Source organism: Humibacter sp. (genome assembly GCF_051954055.1).
GTDB lineage: Bacteria > Actinomycetota > Actinomycetes > Actinomycetales > Microbacteriaceae > Humibacter.
Genome location: NZ_JBQCIE010000023.1, coordinates 1 through 15,437 on the forward strand (window position 1 = coordinate 1; position 15,437 = coordinate 15,437).

Genomic DNA, 15,437 nt, shown 5'->3' on the forward strand with positions numbered 1-15,437 from the left:
AGTCGTTCCCGCTGTCCGCCGCTCATGCCATTTCCGCCGGTTGAGTAGCGGCCGAAGGGCGCGTATCGAAACCCGGTTTGCCGCTTAGCGGCTGGGTTTCGATACGCCGGCTGCGCTGGCTACTCAACCGGCGGTGACGTCCGTGAGGGCGCGCATCGCTTCGCCCAGTGCGGCCACGCGTGCCTCGGCCGCCGCGCGACGACCCGCCACGTCGGGGGCCGCATCGTCGAACGCGTCGATGTAGATCTTCAGCTTCGGCTCGGTGCCACTGGGGCGCACCATGACCCGCGATCCGTCCTGAAGCACGATGCGCAGCACGTCGCTGGGCGGCAGCTCCGGCGACCCGTCGCGGAGGTCGTCGATGCGTGACACCGCGACGTCGCCCAGCGTTACGGGCGGTTGTGCACGCAGTGCGGCCATGATGCGGCCGATCCGCTCGAGATCGGTGACCCGGATCGAGATCTGGTCCGACGCGTACGCCCCGAACTGCCGGATGAAGTCGTCCAGACGGTCGGCGATGGTCCGGCCGTCGGCGTGCAGCCGCTGTGCGAGCGCGATCGCCGCAGTGGCCGCGGAGATGCCGTCCTTGTCCCGCACCGTGAGCGGGTTCACCAGGTAGCCCAGTGCCTCCTCGTAGCCGAAGACCAGCCCGGGAACGCGGCTCACCCACTTGAATCCGGTGAGCGTCTCCGCGAACCGCAGCCCGTAGGCATCCGCCACGGCGCGAAGGGCGGGGGAGGAGACGATGGATGCCGCCAGCACGCCCTCGACGCCCGCTTCGCGCGCCTGCTCCGCGGCGGTCCACCCGAGCAGCGTCCCCACCTCGTTGCCGCTCAACCGGCGGTACCCCTGCTCGGAGGCATCCGGGATGCCGATCGCCAGGCGATCAGCGTCGGGGTCGTTGGCGACCACGAGGTCGGCCCCGGTCTCGCGCGCGAGAGCGAACGCCAGGTCGAGCGCTCCCGGCTCCTCCGGGTTCGGGAACGACACGGTGGGGAAGTCCGGGTCGGGCTCCGCCTGCTCGGCGACGGTGACGGGTGCCGGAAGTCCCGCCGCCTCGAACACCGCCCGAGCGGTGGGCCATCCCACCCCGTGCATGGCCGTGTACACGACGCGGAGCGGAGCTGCGCCGGTTCCGGCGGTCGTCAGGGGACCGGCGACCGCGGCGGTGGCGGCGACGTACGCGTCGATCAGCGACTCGTCGGCGAGTTCGTAGGCATCCGATCGCGGCAGGTCCGAGACGCGACCCTGCGCCGCCCGGTCGATGTGCGCGGCGATCTCGGCATCCGCCGGTGGCACGATCTGCGAGCCCTCGTCGGCGCCCCCGAGATACACCTTGTAGCCGTTGTCCCTCGCCGGGTTGTGGCTGGCCGTGACCATCACACCGGCGGATGCTCCGAGGTACCGCACCGCGAAAGCGAGCACCGGTGTGGGCAGCAGGCGGGGGAGCAGCACGGCGCGAACGCCCGCGCCTGCCATCAGCTCGGCGGTGTCGCGCGCGAAGACGTCGGAGTTCTTGCGCCCGTCGTAACCGATCACGACCGATGGCTGCTCGTCAGCGCGGCCAGCGGATGCCTGCTCGTTCAGGTACGCCGCCAGCCCGGCGGCCGCCTGGGCGACGAGCACCCGGTTCATGCGGTTCGGCCCCGCAGCGATCTCGCCGCGCAGGCCGGCCGTGCCGAACGCGAGTCGCGTGTCGAACCGCGAGTGCAGGTCGTCGAGCGCGTCGGGCGACCCCGCGGCCGCCTCGTCGACGATGGCCTGGAGCTCGGCGCGGGTCTCGGCATCCGGGTCGTCGGCGATCCACGCGCGGGCGGCATCGACGATGTCGTCCGTCGTCACCGCGCCCTGTTCCGCCGCGCTCATAGCCGCTCCACGATGCGCGCCAGCAGGGCGCTGATCACCGGCTCCGCTGCGCGGCCGGCCTCGATCACCTCGGTGTGGCTGAGCGGCTCGTTCGAGATGCCCGCCGCGAGGTTCGTGATCAGCGACATGCCGAGCACCTCCATGCCCGACTGCCGCGCCGCGATCGCCTCCAGAGCCGTCGACATGCCCACGATGTGGCCGCCGATCGTCTTCGCCATCTGCACCTCCGCCGGCGTCTCGTAGTGCGGACCACGGAACTGCACATACACGCCTTCGTCGAGCGAGGCATCCACCTCCCGGGCGAGGTCGCGCAGCCGCTTCGAGTAGAGATCGGTCAGGTCGACGAACGTCGCCCCCTCCAGCGGCGACGCGGCCGTGAGGTTGATGTGGTCGCTGATCAGCACAGGAGTCCCGGGTCCCCAGGTCTCCCTTATGCCGCCAGCGCCATTCGTGAGGATCATGGTCTTCGCACCGGTGGCTGCCGCGGTGCGCACGCCGTGCACCACCGACCGAACGCCGTGGTCCTCGTAGAAGTGCGTGCGTGCGCCCAGCACGAGAGCGTGCTTGCCGTTCGGCAGCCGCACGGAGCGTAGCGTGCCGACGTGACCCGGCACCGCCGGCGGACGGAAACCGAGGATGTCCGTGGCCGGCACCGTGGCGACGGTCTCGCCGATCAGGTCGGCGGCCTTGCCCCAGCCGCTGCCCAGCGTCAGAGCGATGTCGTGGTGTTCGACGCCGGTGCGTTCCGCGATCTGCTCGGCCGCGATGCGCGCGATCTCGAACGGATCGGCCGCCGGGTCGTCGAAGGGATGTGCTGCGTCCTCGGATGCCATGCCGACCACTCTATGTTGGTCTGCGCACCCGTCCCCGCCGGGCGCGTCGCGGTTGGCAGGCTGCGTGGTTGAGTTCGGCGCCGTCGAGGCCGCCGCCTCGTGGAGCGTGTTGCGTTCGCGGCGATCGGCTTGTCCCCGGCCCGACGTGTAGCGATGTTCGGCGTTGGAGGTGGCGCTCCTGTCCGTGCCGGGTGCGTCAGGCCCGCGGCGGGGCGTCTGAGAGAATGGATGCCATGGCCTTCGAGTTCGAGCGCAAGCAGAGTATCGCCGTTCTCGGGGGCGGCCCCGGTGGGTACGAGGCGGCGCTCGCCGGCGCACAACTGGGCGCCGAGGTCACTCTGGTCGAGCGCGGCGGCGTCGGTGGTGCAGCCGTGATGACGGATGTCGTCCCGTCGAAGACCCTGATCGCCACCGCTGACGCGACGCGCGCGATCGGCGACGCAGCCGACCTGGGCGTGCAGTTCTTCGGCCGCACCGAGAGCGGACGGCCGATCCGCCCCGAGGTCGCCGTGAACCTCTCCGCCGTGAACAAGCGTCTGCTGGGCCTCGCCAGGCAGCAGTCCGAAGACATGCGCAGCGAACTGGTGCACGCCGGCGTGCGCATCGTCACCGGTGAGGGGCGCCTGGACGGGCCGGACGCCGTGATCGTCTCCACCTCGAAGGAGAACGGCACGGACTTCGACCGCATCGAGGCGGACACGATGGTGATCGCGGTCGGTGCCAGCCCTCGGCTGCTTCCGTCCGCGATGCCCGACGGGGAGCGCATCCTCACCTGGACGCAGCTGTACTCGCTGAACTCCGTCCCCGAGCACCTGATCGTCGTCGGCTCAGGAGTCACCGGCGCCGAGTTCGCCAGCGCATACACCTACCTCGGTGCGAAGGTCACGCTCATCTCCAGCCGTGACCGCGTGCTCCCCGGAGAAGACGCGGATGCCGCCACCGTGCTCGAGAAGGTGTTCCGCCGCAACGGCATGACCGTGCTCTCCAAGTCACGCGCGGAGTCCGTCGAGCGCACCGAGAACGGCGTGGTCGCCACGCTCACCGACGGCCGCACCGTCGAGGGCTCGCACTGCCTGCTCGCCGTCGGCTCGATCCCCAACACGGCGGGTATCGGACTCGAGGGGGCCGGCGTGCAGCTCACCCCGAGCGGCCACATCCGCGTCAACCGTGTCGCCCGCACCTCAATGCCGAGCATCTACGCGGCGGGCGACTGCTCGAACGTGCTGCCGCTGGCATCCGTCGCCTCGATGCAGGGGCGTACCGCGATCTTCCACGCGCTGGGCGACTCGGTCACGCCGATCGAGCTGCGGAACGTGGCATCCAACATCTTCACCACGCCCGAGATCGCCACCGTCGGCTGGAACCAGCGCGAGATCGAGGAGGGCATCGCGCAGGGTGACATCTACAAGCTGGCGCTCAAGTCCAACCCTCGGGCGAAGATGCAGGGCATCAAGGACGGCTTCGTCAAGCTGTTCGCCCGCACCGGAAGCGGCACCGTGATCGGCGGTGTCATCGTCGCTCCGCGAGCGAGCGAGCTCATCCTCCCGGTCGCTCTTGCCGTCGAGCACAGGCTCACGGTCGACCAGGTGGCGAGGGCGTTCTCGGTGTATCCGTCGCTGTCGAACTCGATCACCGACGCCGCACGCGCCATGCACATCGTGCTTTAGAGGTCGCACAGGAACCTGAAATCCTCGGTGCCTGCGGAGTAACGTGCGCAGGGAGGGACGAACCGCACACGACGCGGTCAGTCCGGCATGCGCAATCCGTGAGGATCCGTACGTGAGGAGACGACGATGTCGAGCACACTGAATCAGCCGAAACCGCCGACGCAGGAGGTGAAGCTCAAGCGACATGTCGGCCCGATCGGTCTGCTGTTCGCGGCGATCGGCTCCATCATCGGGTCGGGGTGGTTGTTCGGCGCATTCAACGCGTCGGCGATCGCCGGCCCCGCGGCGATCTTCTCCTGGCTCATCGCCGGCGTGATGATCATGCTGATCGCGCTCTGCTATGCGGAACTCGGGCCGATGTTCCCGATCTCAGGTGGTGTCGTCAGGTATCCGCACATGGTGTGGGGCTCGTTCGGCAGCTACACGATGGGGTGGATCACCTGGATCGCGTCCGCCGCCGTCCCGGCCATCGAGGTAGAGGGCGCGCTGACCTACGGCACCAAGTACGCGCCGTTCACGGTGCTGGCGAAAGACAGCGGAGCATCCGCTCACGTGCTGACCCCGCTCGGCATGGTGGTGGCCATCATCCTGCTGGCCGTGTTCGCCGTGATCAACTACTTCGGCGTCCGCCTGTTCGCACAGGTCAACACGGTCGTGGTGTGGTGGAAGGTGTTCGTGATCTGCCTGGTCATCGTGGTGTTCATCGTCACGGCGCTGGCGACCGCATCCTCGCAGGCGTTCGGCAACTTCGGCTCGCACGGGTTCGCTCCCAAGGGGTTCGCCGCCATCTTCGTGTGCATCGCCACGGCGGGCATCACGTTCTCGTTCCTCGGCTTCCGGCAGGGCATCGAGCTGGCCGGTGAGACGACCAACCCGAGGCGGAACATCCCGTTCGCCGTGATCGGCTCCGTCGGCATCACTGCGATCCTGTACGCGCTGCTGCAGGTGGCGTTCACCATGATGGTTCCGGCCTCTGCGCTGTCGCACTCGGGCGGATGGATGGGCCTCTCGTTCACGAACGACTTCGGTCCGCTGGCCGCACTGGCGACGATCGCGGGACTCGGATGGCTGGCGTACATCCTGTACTTCGACGCGATCGTCTCGCCGCTGGACACCGGTCTCATCTACACCACCGTGACCTCTCGTGTGTCGTACGCGGTGGGCCGCAACGGCAATGGTCCGCGCTGGCTGTCGACGAACAACAAGCACGGCGTCCCGTACTGGAGCCTGCTGCTCTCGTTCCTGGTGAGCATCGTGCTGCTGCTGCCGTTCCCGAGCTGGCAGCAGCTGGTGGGCTTCATCACCAGCGCCACCGTGCTCTCGTTCGGAACCGGCCCGCTGGTGCTCGCCGTGATGCGGCGCAAGCTGCCTAACCACGAACGGCCGTTCAAGCTGCCCGGCGGGCACATCATCCCGTTCCTGGCCTTCTACTGCACGAACATGATCGTGTTCTGGGCCGGTTGGGCGACGAACTCCAAGCTGGCGATCTCGATCGCGATCGGCTACGTGTTCCTGATCATCTACGAGCTGATCGCGTGGAGGCGGCCGAACCGTCCGAAGTTCGACTTCCGGGCGAGCGTGTTCTGGGTGATCCCGTGGCTCGTGCTGATGTTCCTGGTCAGCTGGCTGTTCGACCCGACGACTCCGGTCATCAAGGGTGCGTTCTTCTGGGTGTTCTTGATCAACGCGGTGATCGCCGCCGTGATCTACGTGGTCGCGGTCATGATCACGTTGCCGACCAAGCAGATCGAGGAGTACATCGAGCAGGCCGCGGACGAGTCGGAGATCGAGGAGAAGACCCTCGCCGGCGGTGCCATCGGCTGACGTACACACGAAAGAGAGCGCCGCCGGTCTCCTCGACCGGCGGCGCTCTACTTTCCGCCTATCAGACGATGTTCAACAGCAGGTGGCCGCTGGAGACCGTCGCACCGACTTGCGCGTTGACATCCGCGATCGTGCCATCCTTGTGGGCGGTGAGCGGCTGCTCCATCTTCATCGCCTCGAGCACCAGGATCAGGTCGCCCTTCACCACCTGGTCGCCCTCGCCGACCGCGAGCTTGACCACCGTCGCCTGCATCGGCGCGGTCACCGAGTCACCGGTGGCGGTCGCGATCGAGTGCGATGCGCCCTTGCGCTTGGGCGCGTGGCCCACCGTCGCTGTGCCGCCGCCTGCGATGAGCAGCTTCGTCGGCAGGCTCACCTCGACGCGCTTGCCGCCCACCTCGACGACAACGCTGTGCCGCGGCTCCGCCTCGGGCAGCTCGGCGGACTCGCCGCTCCACGGCTCCAGCTCGTTCACGAACTCCGTTTCGATCCAGCGCGTGAAGACGCCGAACGGATGCCCGTCCTCCGGTGCGAACGCCGGGTCGCGCACGATGGCACGGTGGAACGGAAGCACGGTAGCGAGGCCGGCGACCTCGAACTCGTCAAGCGCACGACGCGACCGCTCCAGCGCCTCCTCGCGCGTCGCGCCCGTGACGATGAGCTTGGCGAGCAGCGAGTCGAACGCGCCGGAGATCACGTCTCCGGACTGCACGCCGGAGTCGACGCGCACGCCGGGTCCAGCGGCCGGCTTGAACACGTGCACCGGCCCTGGCGCCGGCAGGAAGCCCCGGCCAGGGTCCTCGCCGTTGATGCGGAACTCGAAGGAGTGAGCCCGCGGCTGCGGGTCGTCGTAATCGAGAACGCCGCCCTCCGCGATGCGGAACTGTTCCCGCACCAGATCGATGCCGGTGACCTCTTCGGAGACCGGATGCTCGACCTGCAGCCGGGTGTTCACCTCGAGGAACGAGACGGTACCGTCCTGCCCGATCAGGAACTCGCAGGTGCCCGCACCGAGGTATCCGACCTCCTTGAGGATCGCCTTCGACGAGCTGTACAGCCGCTCGCGCTGCTCGTCGGTGAGGAACGGCGCCGGTGCCTCCTCCACGAGCTTCTGGTGACGACGCTGCAGGGAGCAGTCGCGCGTGGAGACGACGACGACGTTGCCGTGGGCATCCGCGAGGCACTGCGTCTCGACGTGCCGGGGCTTGTCGAGGTACTTCTCCACGAAGCATTCGCCGCGACCGAACGCGGCGATCGCCTCGCGCGTCGCGGACTCGAAGAGCTCGGCGACCTCATCGCGTTCGCGGGCCACCTTGAGGCCGCGTCCACCGCCGCCGAACGCGGCCTTGATCGCGACCGGGAGGCCGTACTGGTCGACGAACTCGAGCACCTCGTCGGCACCGCTGACCGGGTTCAGCGTGCCGGGGGCGAGCGGTGCGCCCACCTTCTCGGCGACGTGCCGGGCGGAGACCTTGTCGCCGAGGCGCTCGATCGCCTCGGGACCAGGGCCGATCCAGATCAGGCCGGCATCGATGACCGCACGAGCGAAGTCGGCGTTCTCAGAGAGGAAGCCGTAGCCGGGGTGAACGGCGTCGGCGCCGGAGCGGCGGCAGACCGAGAGCAGCTTCTCGATGGACAGATAGGTCTCGGCGCTGGTGGACCCGTCGAGCGCGTATGCCTCGTCGGCGAGGCGCACGTGCACGGCGTCGCGGTCCTGGTCCGCATACACCGCGACGGAGGCGATTCCGCTGTCTCTGGCCGCTCGGATGACTCGCACGGCGATCTCACCGCGGTTGGCAATCAGGACCTTCGAGATGTGTGGCACAGTCTTCAAGCCTATTGACGGCCCCTCGCGCGGTTTTGAATGCCGTCCACAAACCTCGCCCTCAGCGCTTTCGGATGCCTACAACATGCGGCCTCAGCGCACGGTGTTCCTCGGCTCAGCCCGCGGTGTTCCAGAGATCGGTCCACTCATAGCCGAGGCGCTTCACCAGCGACCGCAGCGTCGAAAGGGAGAGGCCGACCACGGTGCTCGGATCGCCGTCCACCCTCGTGATGAACGGTCCGCCGAGGCTGTCGATGGTGAACGCGCCGGCGACCTTCAACGGCTCGCCCGTGGCGACGTACGCATCGATCTCCGTGTCGTCGATGTCGCCGGCGAACGTGACGGACGCCTCGGCGACAGCACCCGCGGCCCCGCGCGCCCGACCGCCGCTGTGGTCGATCAGCCAGTGCCCGGAGTGTAGCACGCCTGTGCGCCCGCGCTGTGCGTGCCAGCGCTCCCGCGCGACGGACGGCTCGTGCGGCTTGCCGTAGATCACACCGTCGACCTCGAACGCGGAGTCACCGCCGAGGATCAGCCCATCGATCGGCTCGCCGTCGACCAGCGCTCCCGTGACAGCCTCCGCCTTGGCTCGGGCGAGGAGCTGCACCATGTCGGCGGCGGCACGCGGACCGCGCTCGGCCTCCGCCTCTGCAACAGTCGCCGGCTCGTCCACACCGGGAGCGATCGTGAGCGGTTCGACGCCGGCTGAGCGCAGCAGGGTCAGGCGAGCCGGTGAGGTGGAGGCGAGGTAGAGGCGCACCCGACCATTCTGCCGGGCGCTCAGTTCACGCAGGGGATGCCGGCGGACGACATCACGCCGTTCGTCCCGAACGTGTTCGAGGGCGTGGGGGACGACGAAGGCGAAGAACCCGATGAGCCCGACGACGCCTTGGAGGAGCCGGACGAGCTCGACGACGGCTTCGGACTCGTCGACGCCGAGGCATCCGATGCCGCGATCAGCTGCGCGGTCGTTGTGCGCACCTGGTTCAGGTCGACGAGGTTGACGTCCTGGCCGTCTTCGACGCCGAACGACGAAATCGGCAGAGTCTCGAAGCTCACCCCGCCGCCGGCGAACTTCTTGGCGTCCGAGGCGAGACTGAGCAGGTCGAGGTTCGAGTCCACCGCGATGTCGTTCTTGACGGTGCCGAGCATCTTCTCCATCACGTTGAAGTCGTCGAACACGTTCTGGTGCTCCAGCTTGTTGGCCAGCGAGATGATGAACGCCTGCTGCCGCCGCTCCCGGTCGAGGTCGGTGAGGTTGACCGGGGAGTTCGTCGTGTCGCGTCGCTGACGCACGAACGCGACGGCCTGCTGCGCGTTGATCTCCTGCACGCCCTTCACGAAGTTCGCCCCTGAATAGCTGTCGGCCGTCGCCTCGTTCAGGCACACCTGGATGGGCTGCACCGCTTCGGCCAGCTGATAGAAGGCACCCATCGTCACCTCGACGAAGTGGTTGATCTTCACGTTGAGGAACTGCTCGACCGTCTTCACCTCCTCGACGCGGGCGGCGGAGCGGGCCTGCTGGTAGGCATCCGCTCGCGAAAGGTTCGGCTGCGTCTGCGTCAGGTGGGTCAGTGTCTGATCGAGTTGGAGGCCGTACGCCTGCTTGATCTTGCCCATCGACGTGCCGTCCGGCGCGCCGGGCAAGCTCACCCAGTCGTCGCGCGGGATGGAGATGCCGACAGGATGCCCGCCGCCCGCCGGGATGTGCAGCAGCATCAGAACATTCGAGTTGTAGCCGCCGTCGTCCGCCGTGCCGGCGTGCAGCGCGTTGTACACGTCGGCGGGCAGCGGATTGCCGTTCTCGTCGAGCCGGCTGTCCAGCCCCATGACGAGGATGTTCGTCTCCGCAGTGTTCTGTGCGGGTCCGAGGCTGGTGCGGTGGATGCCGTTCGACAGCTGCTGGTACTGCGCGAACACGAAGATGCCGCCCGCCACGAGCACGAGCACGACCGCTGCGGCGATGCCGGCGATGATCCGGCGCCGTCGGAACTTGCGCTTCCGACGATCGCCGGGCGGTTCAGCCGCACGTCCTGGCTCCGCCGAAGGCGCACCATCGGGCGAGGATGCGCGTGCACCAGAGCGACGGCGGCCTTCATGAAAGGGTTCGAGGTACTCGTAGGGGTCGAGCGTGTGCGGCTCAGGGGCCCGTTGCACGTTGCCTGGTGCCTGTTGCGGTCGCTGTCCGCCGGGAGCCTGCGACGACGCCCGATCCGCGTCGGAGTCCGACGGACGCCCGTCCCCGGATTGCTTCGACCCCGAGATCCGCGCGATCTTGCGCGGGTCGATCGGTCGGCCGTTCTTGTAGTAGGTCACGCGCCTCCTCTCGTTCGACGCAAACGCAGACTCCGACGTTAGAGGGCTGTTCTGGACGCCCGGTGTGCCGGGGTGAGCGAACTCGCAGCGGCTTCTCAGCGCCACGCCGTCGCGGGTCCTTGCCCAGACCATGCGTGAGCGGCGTGTGCGACGATCGGAGGATGCCTCGCCCTCCTCGCAGCTCCGGGTCCCGACCCTCCGCCGGCCGCCCCCCGCAGCCCAGGCGACCCTCGCGGTCTACGTCCGCCGTACGTCGGGTGGCGAGCGATCCGGTGGAGCTGGAACTGGACGTCACGGCCGTGGCGCACGGCGGCGTCTTCGTCGCCCGCCACGAGGGACGCGTGGTGTTCGTGAGCGACGCGCTCCCCGGCGAGCGGGTGCTCGCCAGGGTCTCCGACACGCGTCACGACCGGTTCTGGCGGGCCGAGACGGTGCGGGTGCTGCAGGCATCCGAGCACAGACGGCCGCACGTGTGGCGGGCGGCATCGGTCGAACGGGATCCCGCCGAGCGTGCTGGGGGTGCCGAGTTCGGCCACATCGAGTTGGCGCACCAGCGCGAGCTGAAGCGGCAGGTGATCGCTGACGCGTTCTCCCGGATGGCCGGGTTCGATGAGGCGCCGGAGGTCGAGGCGCCGCCCGAGTCGGGCAAGCGCGCTGACGACGACCGCGAGGGCCTTCGGTGGCGAACGAGAGTGCGGCTGCAGGTGGATGACGACGGCAATGTCGGACCGTACGCTGCCCGCTCGCACCGCGTCGTGCCGGTGACCGACCTCCCGCTGGCCATCGAGGCCGTCGAGCGTGCGGCGCCGCTCGGTGAGCCGCAGAACCGCGGTGGAACCATCGACGTCGCCGTCACGAGCGAGGGCTTCGTGACGGTCACCCGACGGGATGCCTCGGGAGACGCCGGCAGGCGCCCCCAGGTCGTGCACGAGCGAGTGGGAGACCGTCGCTTCGCTCTCGACTCGACCGGGTTCTGGCAGGTGCACCGCAAGGCGCCGGAGGTGCTGACGCGTGCCGTGCAGGACGCCGTTGACGAGTCGGTGTTCGACCCGCGTGCGTACAACCTGGATCTCTACGGGGGAGTCGGCCTGCTCGCCGCTGCCGTCGCTGACCGCTTCGGCCCGACCACCCGCATCACGAGCGTGGAGTCCGACGAGGGCACCACGGATCACGCGGCATCCAATCTCGCCGAGTGGATCGGGGCGCAGACCGTCACTTCACGGGTCGAGACGTACCTGCGCGGGCTCGCCGACCGGGCGTCCGCCGGAGAGCGTGCCCGGCTACGCGCCGGGACGATCGTGCTCGACCCGCCGCGCAGCGGCGCGGGTCGCGAGGTCGTCGACCTGCTGGCTGCGTTCGAGCCCGCCCAGCTGGTGTATGTCGCGTGCGATCCGGTCGCCCTGGCGCGCGACCTCGGCTGGTTCAGGGAGCGCGGTTTTCAGCTGCGCTCGGCACGCGCATTCGACCTCTTTCCCAACACGCACCACGTCGAGGTCGTGGCCTCCCTCGTGCGGTCAACCTAGACGAGGGTCGTGGAATGGCCGCTCTACGCCGCTAGCATGAGTGCCATGGTGCGCGTGGGGATCGTCGACGACCATGAGTCCGTGCGCCTCGGCCTGCAGGCCGCGTGTCGCGACGCTGGGTACGACGTGCTCGCGACGGGTCCCACCGTGAGCGCCGTTCTGGAGGCGATGGCGGACGCCGATCCCGACGTGATCGTGCTCGATCTCTCGCTCGGCGACGGCTCGAGCATCACCGAGAACGTGAAGCGGGTTCAGGCCACCGGCGCCGGCGTGCTGGTGCACAGCATCGCCGACCAGGTCGCCAGCGTGCGGGAGGCGCTCGCCGCGGGCGCGGCAGGAGTCATCCCGAAGTCCGCTCCCACGACCACGCTGATCGCGGCGATCAAGTCCGTGGCTGCGGGCGACGTGTTGAACAACCTCGAGTGGGCCAGCGCGATCGACGCGGACAGCGAGTTCGCCAAGGCACAGCTCGGGCGACGTGAGCGCGACGTGCTGCACCTGTACGCATCCGGTCTGCCGCTGAAGGCGGTGGCCGAGCAGCTCGGCGTCGCCCATTCGACCGCGCGCGAGTACCTCGACCGGGTGCGCACGAAGTACGTCGAGGTCGGACGGCCCGCGCCCACGAAGGTGGATCTGCTTCGCCGCGCTGTCGAAGACGGCATCCTCCCCGGGCTGGCACCCGACGCCCCGGGCGCGCCGGGAGATGCGGATGGTCAGCGCTGACCCTGTGGCCACGCCCGAGCTGCTGCCTGCGGCGACGGCGAGCCCGCTGACGAGGGCACGCGTCGAACGTCTTGCCGCGCGTGCCGTCGCGGGTTTCAGCTGGGTGTTCGCGCTGCAGGTCATCCCGGTCGCGATGGCGCAGTCATCCCACCTGCGCCCCGGGTACACCACAGCGGTCGTCGTCGTCCTGCTGGTCTCGCTGGCCTGGCTCGCCATCGCCTCGATCGTCGGCCGCACGGTGCGCGCTGCGGCGATCACGCTGTGCATCGGCTACCTGCTGGCCCTCCTGTTCTGGGAGCAGGGCATCGCGGATGCCGCCTATTTCGACGGCGTGCGCCCCTGGCTCTGGTATCTGCTCACGGTGTCCACCGCGTGCGCGGCGCTGGCGATGCCGTTCCTCCTCGCCGCCGTCTACACGATCCTCGCGCCGCTGCTCTACGGCGTCGTGCTGGCCCTCACCGCCGGGGTCGGCGCCATCGAGACGGCCGTGCTGGACGGCCTCTATGCGGCGCTCTTCGCGTCGATCCTGCTGGCGATCATGACCATGCTGCGACAGGCGGCGAGCCAGGTGGATGTCCGTCAGTCGACCGCACTGGAGCGTTACGAGATCGCCGTGCGGGCGCATGCCCTCGAGGCGGAACGGGTCGAGGTCGACGCGATCGTGCACGACAGCGTGCTCACGACGCTGCTCTCAGCAGCCGGCGCCCGCACACCGGAGGCGATGGCCATCGCGGCGTCCATGGCCCAGGACGCCCTCGGCCACCTCGACACGTCGGCACCGCTGGCGAGGACGGGACGCGCCCTCGACGCGATCCCGTGCAGCAGGCTCCGCGATCGCATCATCTCGGCGGCACGGTCGTTCACGGTGCCGTTCTCGATCGTGCCGCGCCGCCCGGGCGATGTGCTCATCCCTGTAGGCGCCGCGGAGGCCCTCTACTCGGCGACCGTGCAGGCGATGGTGAACAGCGCGCAGCATGCAGGGGGAGTGCTGGTGCGGCGCAGCCTGCAGGTCGAGGCGACCGACGACGGCGGAGTGCTCATCGTGGTGACGGATGACGGCCACGGCTTCCGGCTCGAGTCCATCCCGCCCGAGCGGCTCGGCCTCGAGGTCTCGATCAAGGAGCGCGTGGCGCTCGCCGGCGGCGTGGCATCGGTGGAGTCTGCGCCGGGGGAGGGCACCAGCGTCCGGCTGGTGTGGCATCCGGAACCCGACGAGGCCGCAGAGGGGGAGCATCCGTGATCACCGTCTCCCGTGGCGTGCTCGTGACACTGGCCGCGCTGTTCTCCGCGTACCACGTGGTGCTCGGCATCACGTCGATGTCGGCATACCGGCATCCGGCTCCCGTGATCGTCGCCATCGCCCTGTACGCGGCCGCGACGGCGCTCTCGCTGGCGAGGCCGTCGCGCATCGTGCTGCCCGCGTGGGTCGCCGCCTTCGACCTCGCGGTCTGCATCGCCGTCCCGGTGCTGGTCGTCAGCCAGTTGGACCTCGCACGCGAGAACGGCTACGCCACGTGGTACGTCGCCGCGATCGGCACGCTCATGACGATCGTGATGGTGCGCAGGCGCAACGTCTTCGCGTGGATCGGCATCGCGTTCCTCGTGGTGCACACCCTTGTCGTCGCCGGCTTCGCCGCGCTCGGCGCCCTCGGCGTCATCGGCAGCGTGGTGTGGGTGGCGGCCGCCGCTGTCGTGACCAGGGCGCTCGGGAGCATGGCTCGGGATGCCTCACGGTTCGCCCGCGCGGAACGCCAGGTCGTCGAGTGGCATGCGGAGCAGGAGGCGCACGTCGTGGAGCGCCAGCGTCGTCTTGACGAGACGTACCAGCGTGCTGCACCGATGCTGATCCGCATCGTGGAGAGCGGCGGGATGCTCACCGAGGACGAACGCGCGGAGTGCCTCCTCCTCGAGGCGGGGATGCGCGATGAGATCAGGGGTCGCGCGCTGCTCGACGACGGCGTGCGCGAGCAAGTGCTCGCAGCGCGGCGCCGGGGTGCGAACGTTGTACTGCTCGACGACGGCGGACTGGACGGTCTCGACGAGCAGGAGCTGCGGCGCATCCACGCGCGTCTCGCCGAAGCCCTCCGGGGGTCTCGGGCGGACAAGCTCGTGGTCCGCACCGTTCAGACGGGATCAACGGTCGCCGTGACGGTCGTGGGACTGCGCTCCAGCGCTCCGGATGCCGTCGCCGGTGACCGAGTGGGGCCGCGCGACGCTCTCGCCGCGACATCCGCGGAGTCGGAGGGCGCCGACGATGAGGTCGAGCTATGGCTGGAGATCCCGCGTCACGAGGACGCCGAAGCTGAAACATCGAAGGGCGCCGGTCTTTGACCGACGCCCTTCGGAAACCCCGAGTCGGGGCGACAACCCGAATATCGCCCCGACTCGCCCCCAAAACACTCGCCCGCTTACCCTAGTCGGCGAATGAATGGCGGTGAATCTCAGATGAGAGACACCTAGCAACATCAATAGTGGGCCCCATCCCGCAAGAGGGAAAGTCGTCATTTAGGGGGACAATCGGGGGACAAAATCGGCGAGGGTATGCGGACCCCGCGATCTTTGTGCCCCTTTTCGGGGTACAGATCGGGGTTCGCCGGCGCCGAGCCGTGGGGTCCGGTCGTCTCAGCCCCAGCTTCGCCAGGCGCCGGGACCGCGTACGAGCGGCTGACGCAGGCCGCGGAGGCTGCGCTGCCACGCGTTCGAGTCGGCATCCGCCGTTGGCTGCTGTGCCGCCGCCTGCTCACGAAGTGCGGACGTCAGTACCGCGGTGACCGCGGCGATCTCGTCCTCGGAGAGTCCCTTGGTGTGGAACACGAGCTGCGAGGCATCCACCTCGGGCTGCGTGCTGTGCTTGGCCATG

12 protein-coding genes are annotated in these 15,437 nt (G+C 69.0%); 6 read left to right on the top strand and 6 right to left on the bottom strand.

Annotation, left to right across the window (positions count from 1 at the left end; all coding sequences use genetic code 11):
* Nucleotides 1-123: 123 nt before the first annotated feature.
* Nucleotides 124-1,866, bottom strand: coding sequence for a phospho-sugar mutase (locus tag ACTHNC_RS02645; protein ID WP_440293043.1), 1,743 nt, complete (start codon nucleotides 1,864-1,866; stop codon nucleotides 124-126).
* Nucleotides 1,863-2,699, bottom strand: a complete 837-nt coding sequence (locus tag ACTHNC_RS02650) for a purine-nucleoside phosphorylase (protein WP_440293044.1) — start codon at nucleotides 2,697-2,699, stop codon at nucleotides 1,863-1,865. Before ACTHNC_RS02650 ends, ACTHNC_RS02645 begins: the two co-directional genes overlap by 4 nt.
* 233 nt (nucleotides 2,700-2,932) lie before the next feature.
* Between ACTHNC_RS02650 and ACTHNC_RS02655 the strand changes: the two genes are divergently transcribed.
* Nucleotides 2,933-4,366: an NAD(P)H-quinone dehydrogenase gene (locus tag ACTHNC_RS02655; RefSeq protein WP_440293045.1), complete on the top strand. Its 1,434-nt coding sequence runs from the start codon at nucleotides 2,933-2,935 to the stop codon at nucleotides 4,364-4,366.
* 126 nt (nucleotides 4,367-4,492) lie between these two features.
* On the top strand, nucleotides 4,493-6,190 hold the full coding sequence (locus ACTHNC_RS02660; protein ID WP_440293046.1) for an APC family permease: 1,698 nt from the start codon (nucleotides 4,493-4,495) through the stop codon (nucleotides 6,188-6,190).
* 61 nt (nucleotides 6,191-6,251) lie between these two features.
* On the opposite strand, the gene ACTHNC_RS02665 is transcribed toward ACTHNC_RS02660, so the two are convergent.
* From ACTHNC_RS02665 to ACTHNC_RS02675, 3 genes are all read right to left on the bottom strand, one after another.
* On the bottom strand, nucleotides 6,252-8,015 hold the full coding sequence (locus ACTHNC_RS02665; RefSeq protein ID WP_440293047.1) for an acetyl/propionyl/methylcrotonyl-CoA carboxylase subunit alpha: 1,764 nt from the start codon (nucleotides 8,013-8,015) through the stop codon (nucleotides 6,252-6,254).
* A gap of 115 nt (nucleotides 8,016-8,130) precedes the next feature.
* Nucleotides 8,131-8,775: a Maf family protein gene (locus ACTHNC_RS02670; RefSeq protein ID WP_440293048.1), complete on the bottom strand. Its 645-nt coding sequence runs from the start codon at nucleotides 8,773-8,775 to the stop codon at nucleotides 8,131-8,133.
* A gap of 20 nt (nucleotides 8,776-8,795) precedes the next feature.
* Nucleotides 8,796-10,331: an LCP family protein gene (locus ACTHNC_RS02675; RefSeq protein WP_440293049.1), complete on the bottom strand. Its 1,536-nt coding sequence runs from the start codon at nucleotides 10,329-10,331 to the stop codon at nucleotides 8,796-8,798.
* A 257-nt stretch (nucleotides 10,332-10,588) separates the two neighbouring features.
* Here ACTHNC_RS02675 and ACTHNC_RS02680 point away from each other — a divergent pair, with 257 nt between their 5' ends.
* Genes ACTHNC_RS02680 through ACTHNC_RS02695 form a run of 4 tightly spaced genes read left to right on the top strand, consistent with a single transcriptional unit; the run spans nucleotide 10,589 to nucleotide 14,908 of the window.
* Nucleotides 10,589-11,854 (top strand): class I SAM-dependent RNA methyltransferase, encoded by a 1,266-nt coding sequence (locus tag ACTHNC_RS02680; RefSeq protein WP_440293050.1) that lies wholly within the window; start codon nucleotides 10,589-10,591, stop codon nucleotides 11,852-11,854.
* Between the two features lie 45 nt (nucleotides 11,855-11,899).
* Entirely contained in the window at nucleotides 11,900-12,577 is a 678-nt protein-coding gene (locus tag ACTHNC_RS02685; RefSeq protein ID WP_440293051.1) for a response regulator transcription factor, read from the top strand.
* A complete protein-coding gene (locus ACTHNC_RS02690) occupies nucleotides 12,564-13,817 on the top strand; it encodes a sensor histidine kinase (protein WP_440293052.1) in 1,254 nt (417 codons plus the stop codon). Before ACTHNC_RS02685 ends, ACTHNC_RS02690 begins: the two co-directional genes overlap by 14 nt.
* Nucleotides 13,814-14,908, top strand: coding sequence for a hypothetical protein (locus tag ACTHNC_RS02695; RefSeq protein WP_440293053.1), 1,095 nt, complete (start codon nucleotides 13,814-13,816; stop codon nucleotides 14,906-14,908). Before ACTHNC_RS02690 ends, ACTHNC_RS02695 begins: the two co-directional genes overlap by 4 nt.
* Nucleotides 14,909-15,199: 291 nt before the next feature.
* On the opposite strand, the gene ACTHNC_RS02700 is transcribed toward ACTHNC_RS02695, so the two are convergent.
* The gene (locus ACTHNC_RS02700; RefSeq protein ID WP_440293054.1) at nucleotides 15,200-15,436 is read right to left on the bottom strand and encodes an acyl-CoA carboxylase subunit epsilon; all 237 of its coding nucleotides are present in this window, start codon (nucleotides 15,434-15,436) and stop codon (nucleotides 15,200-15,202) included.
* Between the last annotated feature and the right edge of the window lies 1 nt (nucleotide 15,437).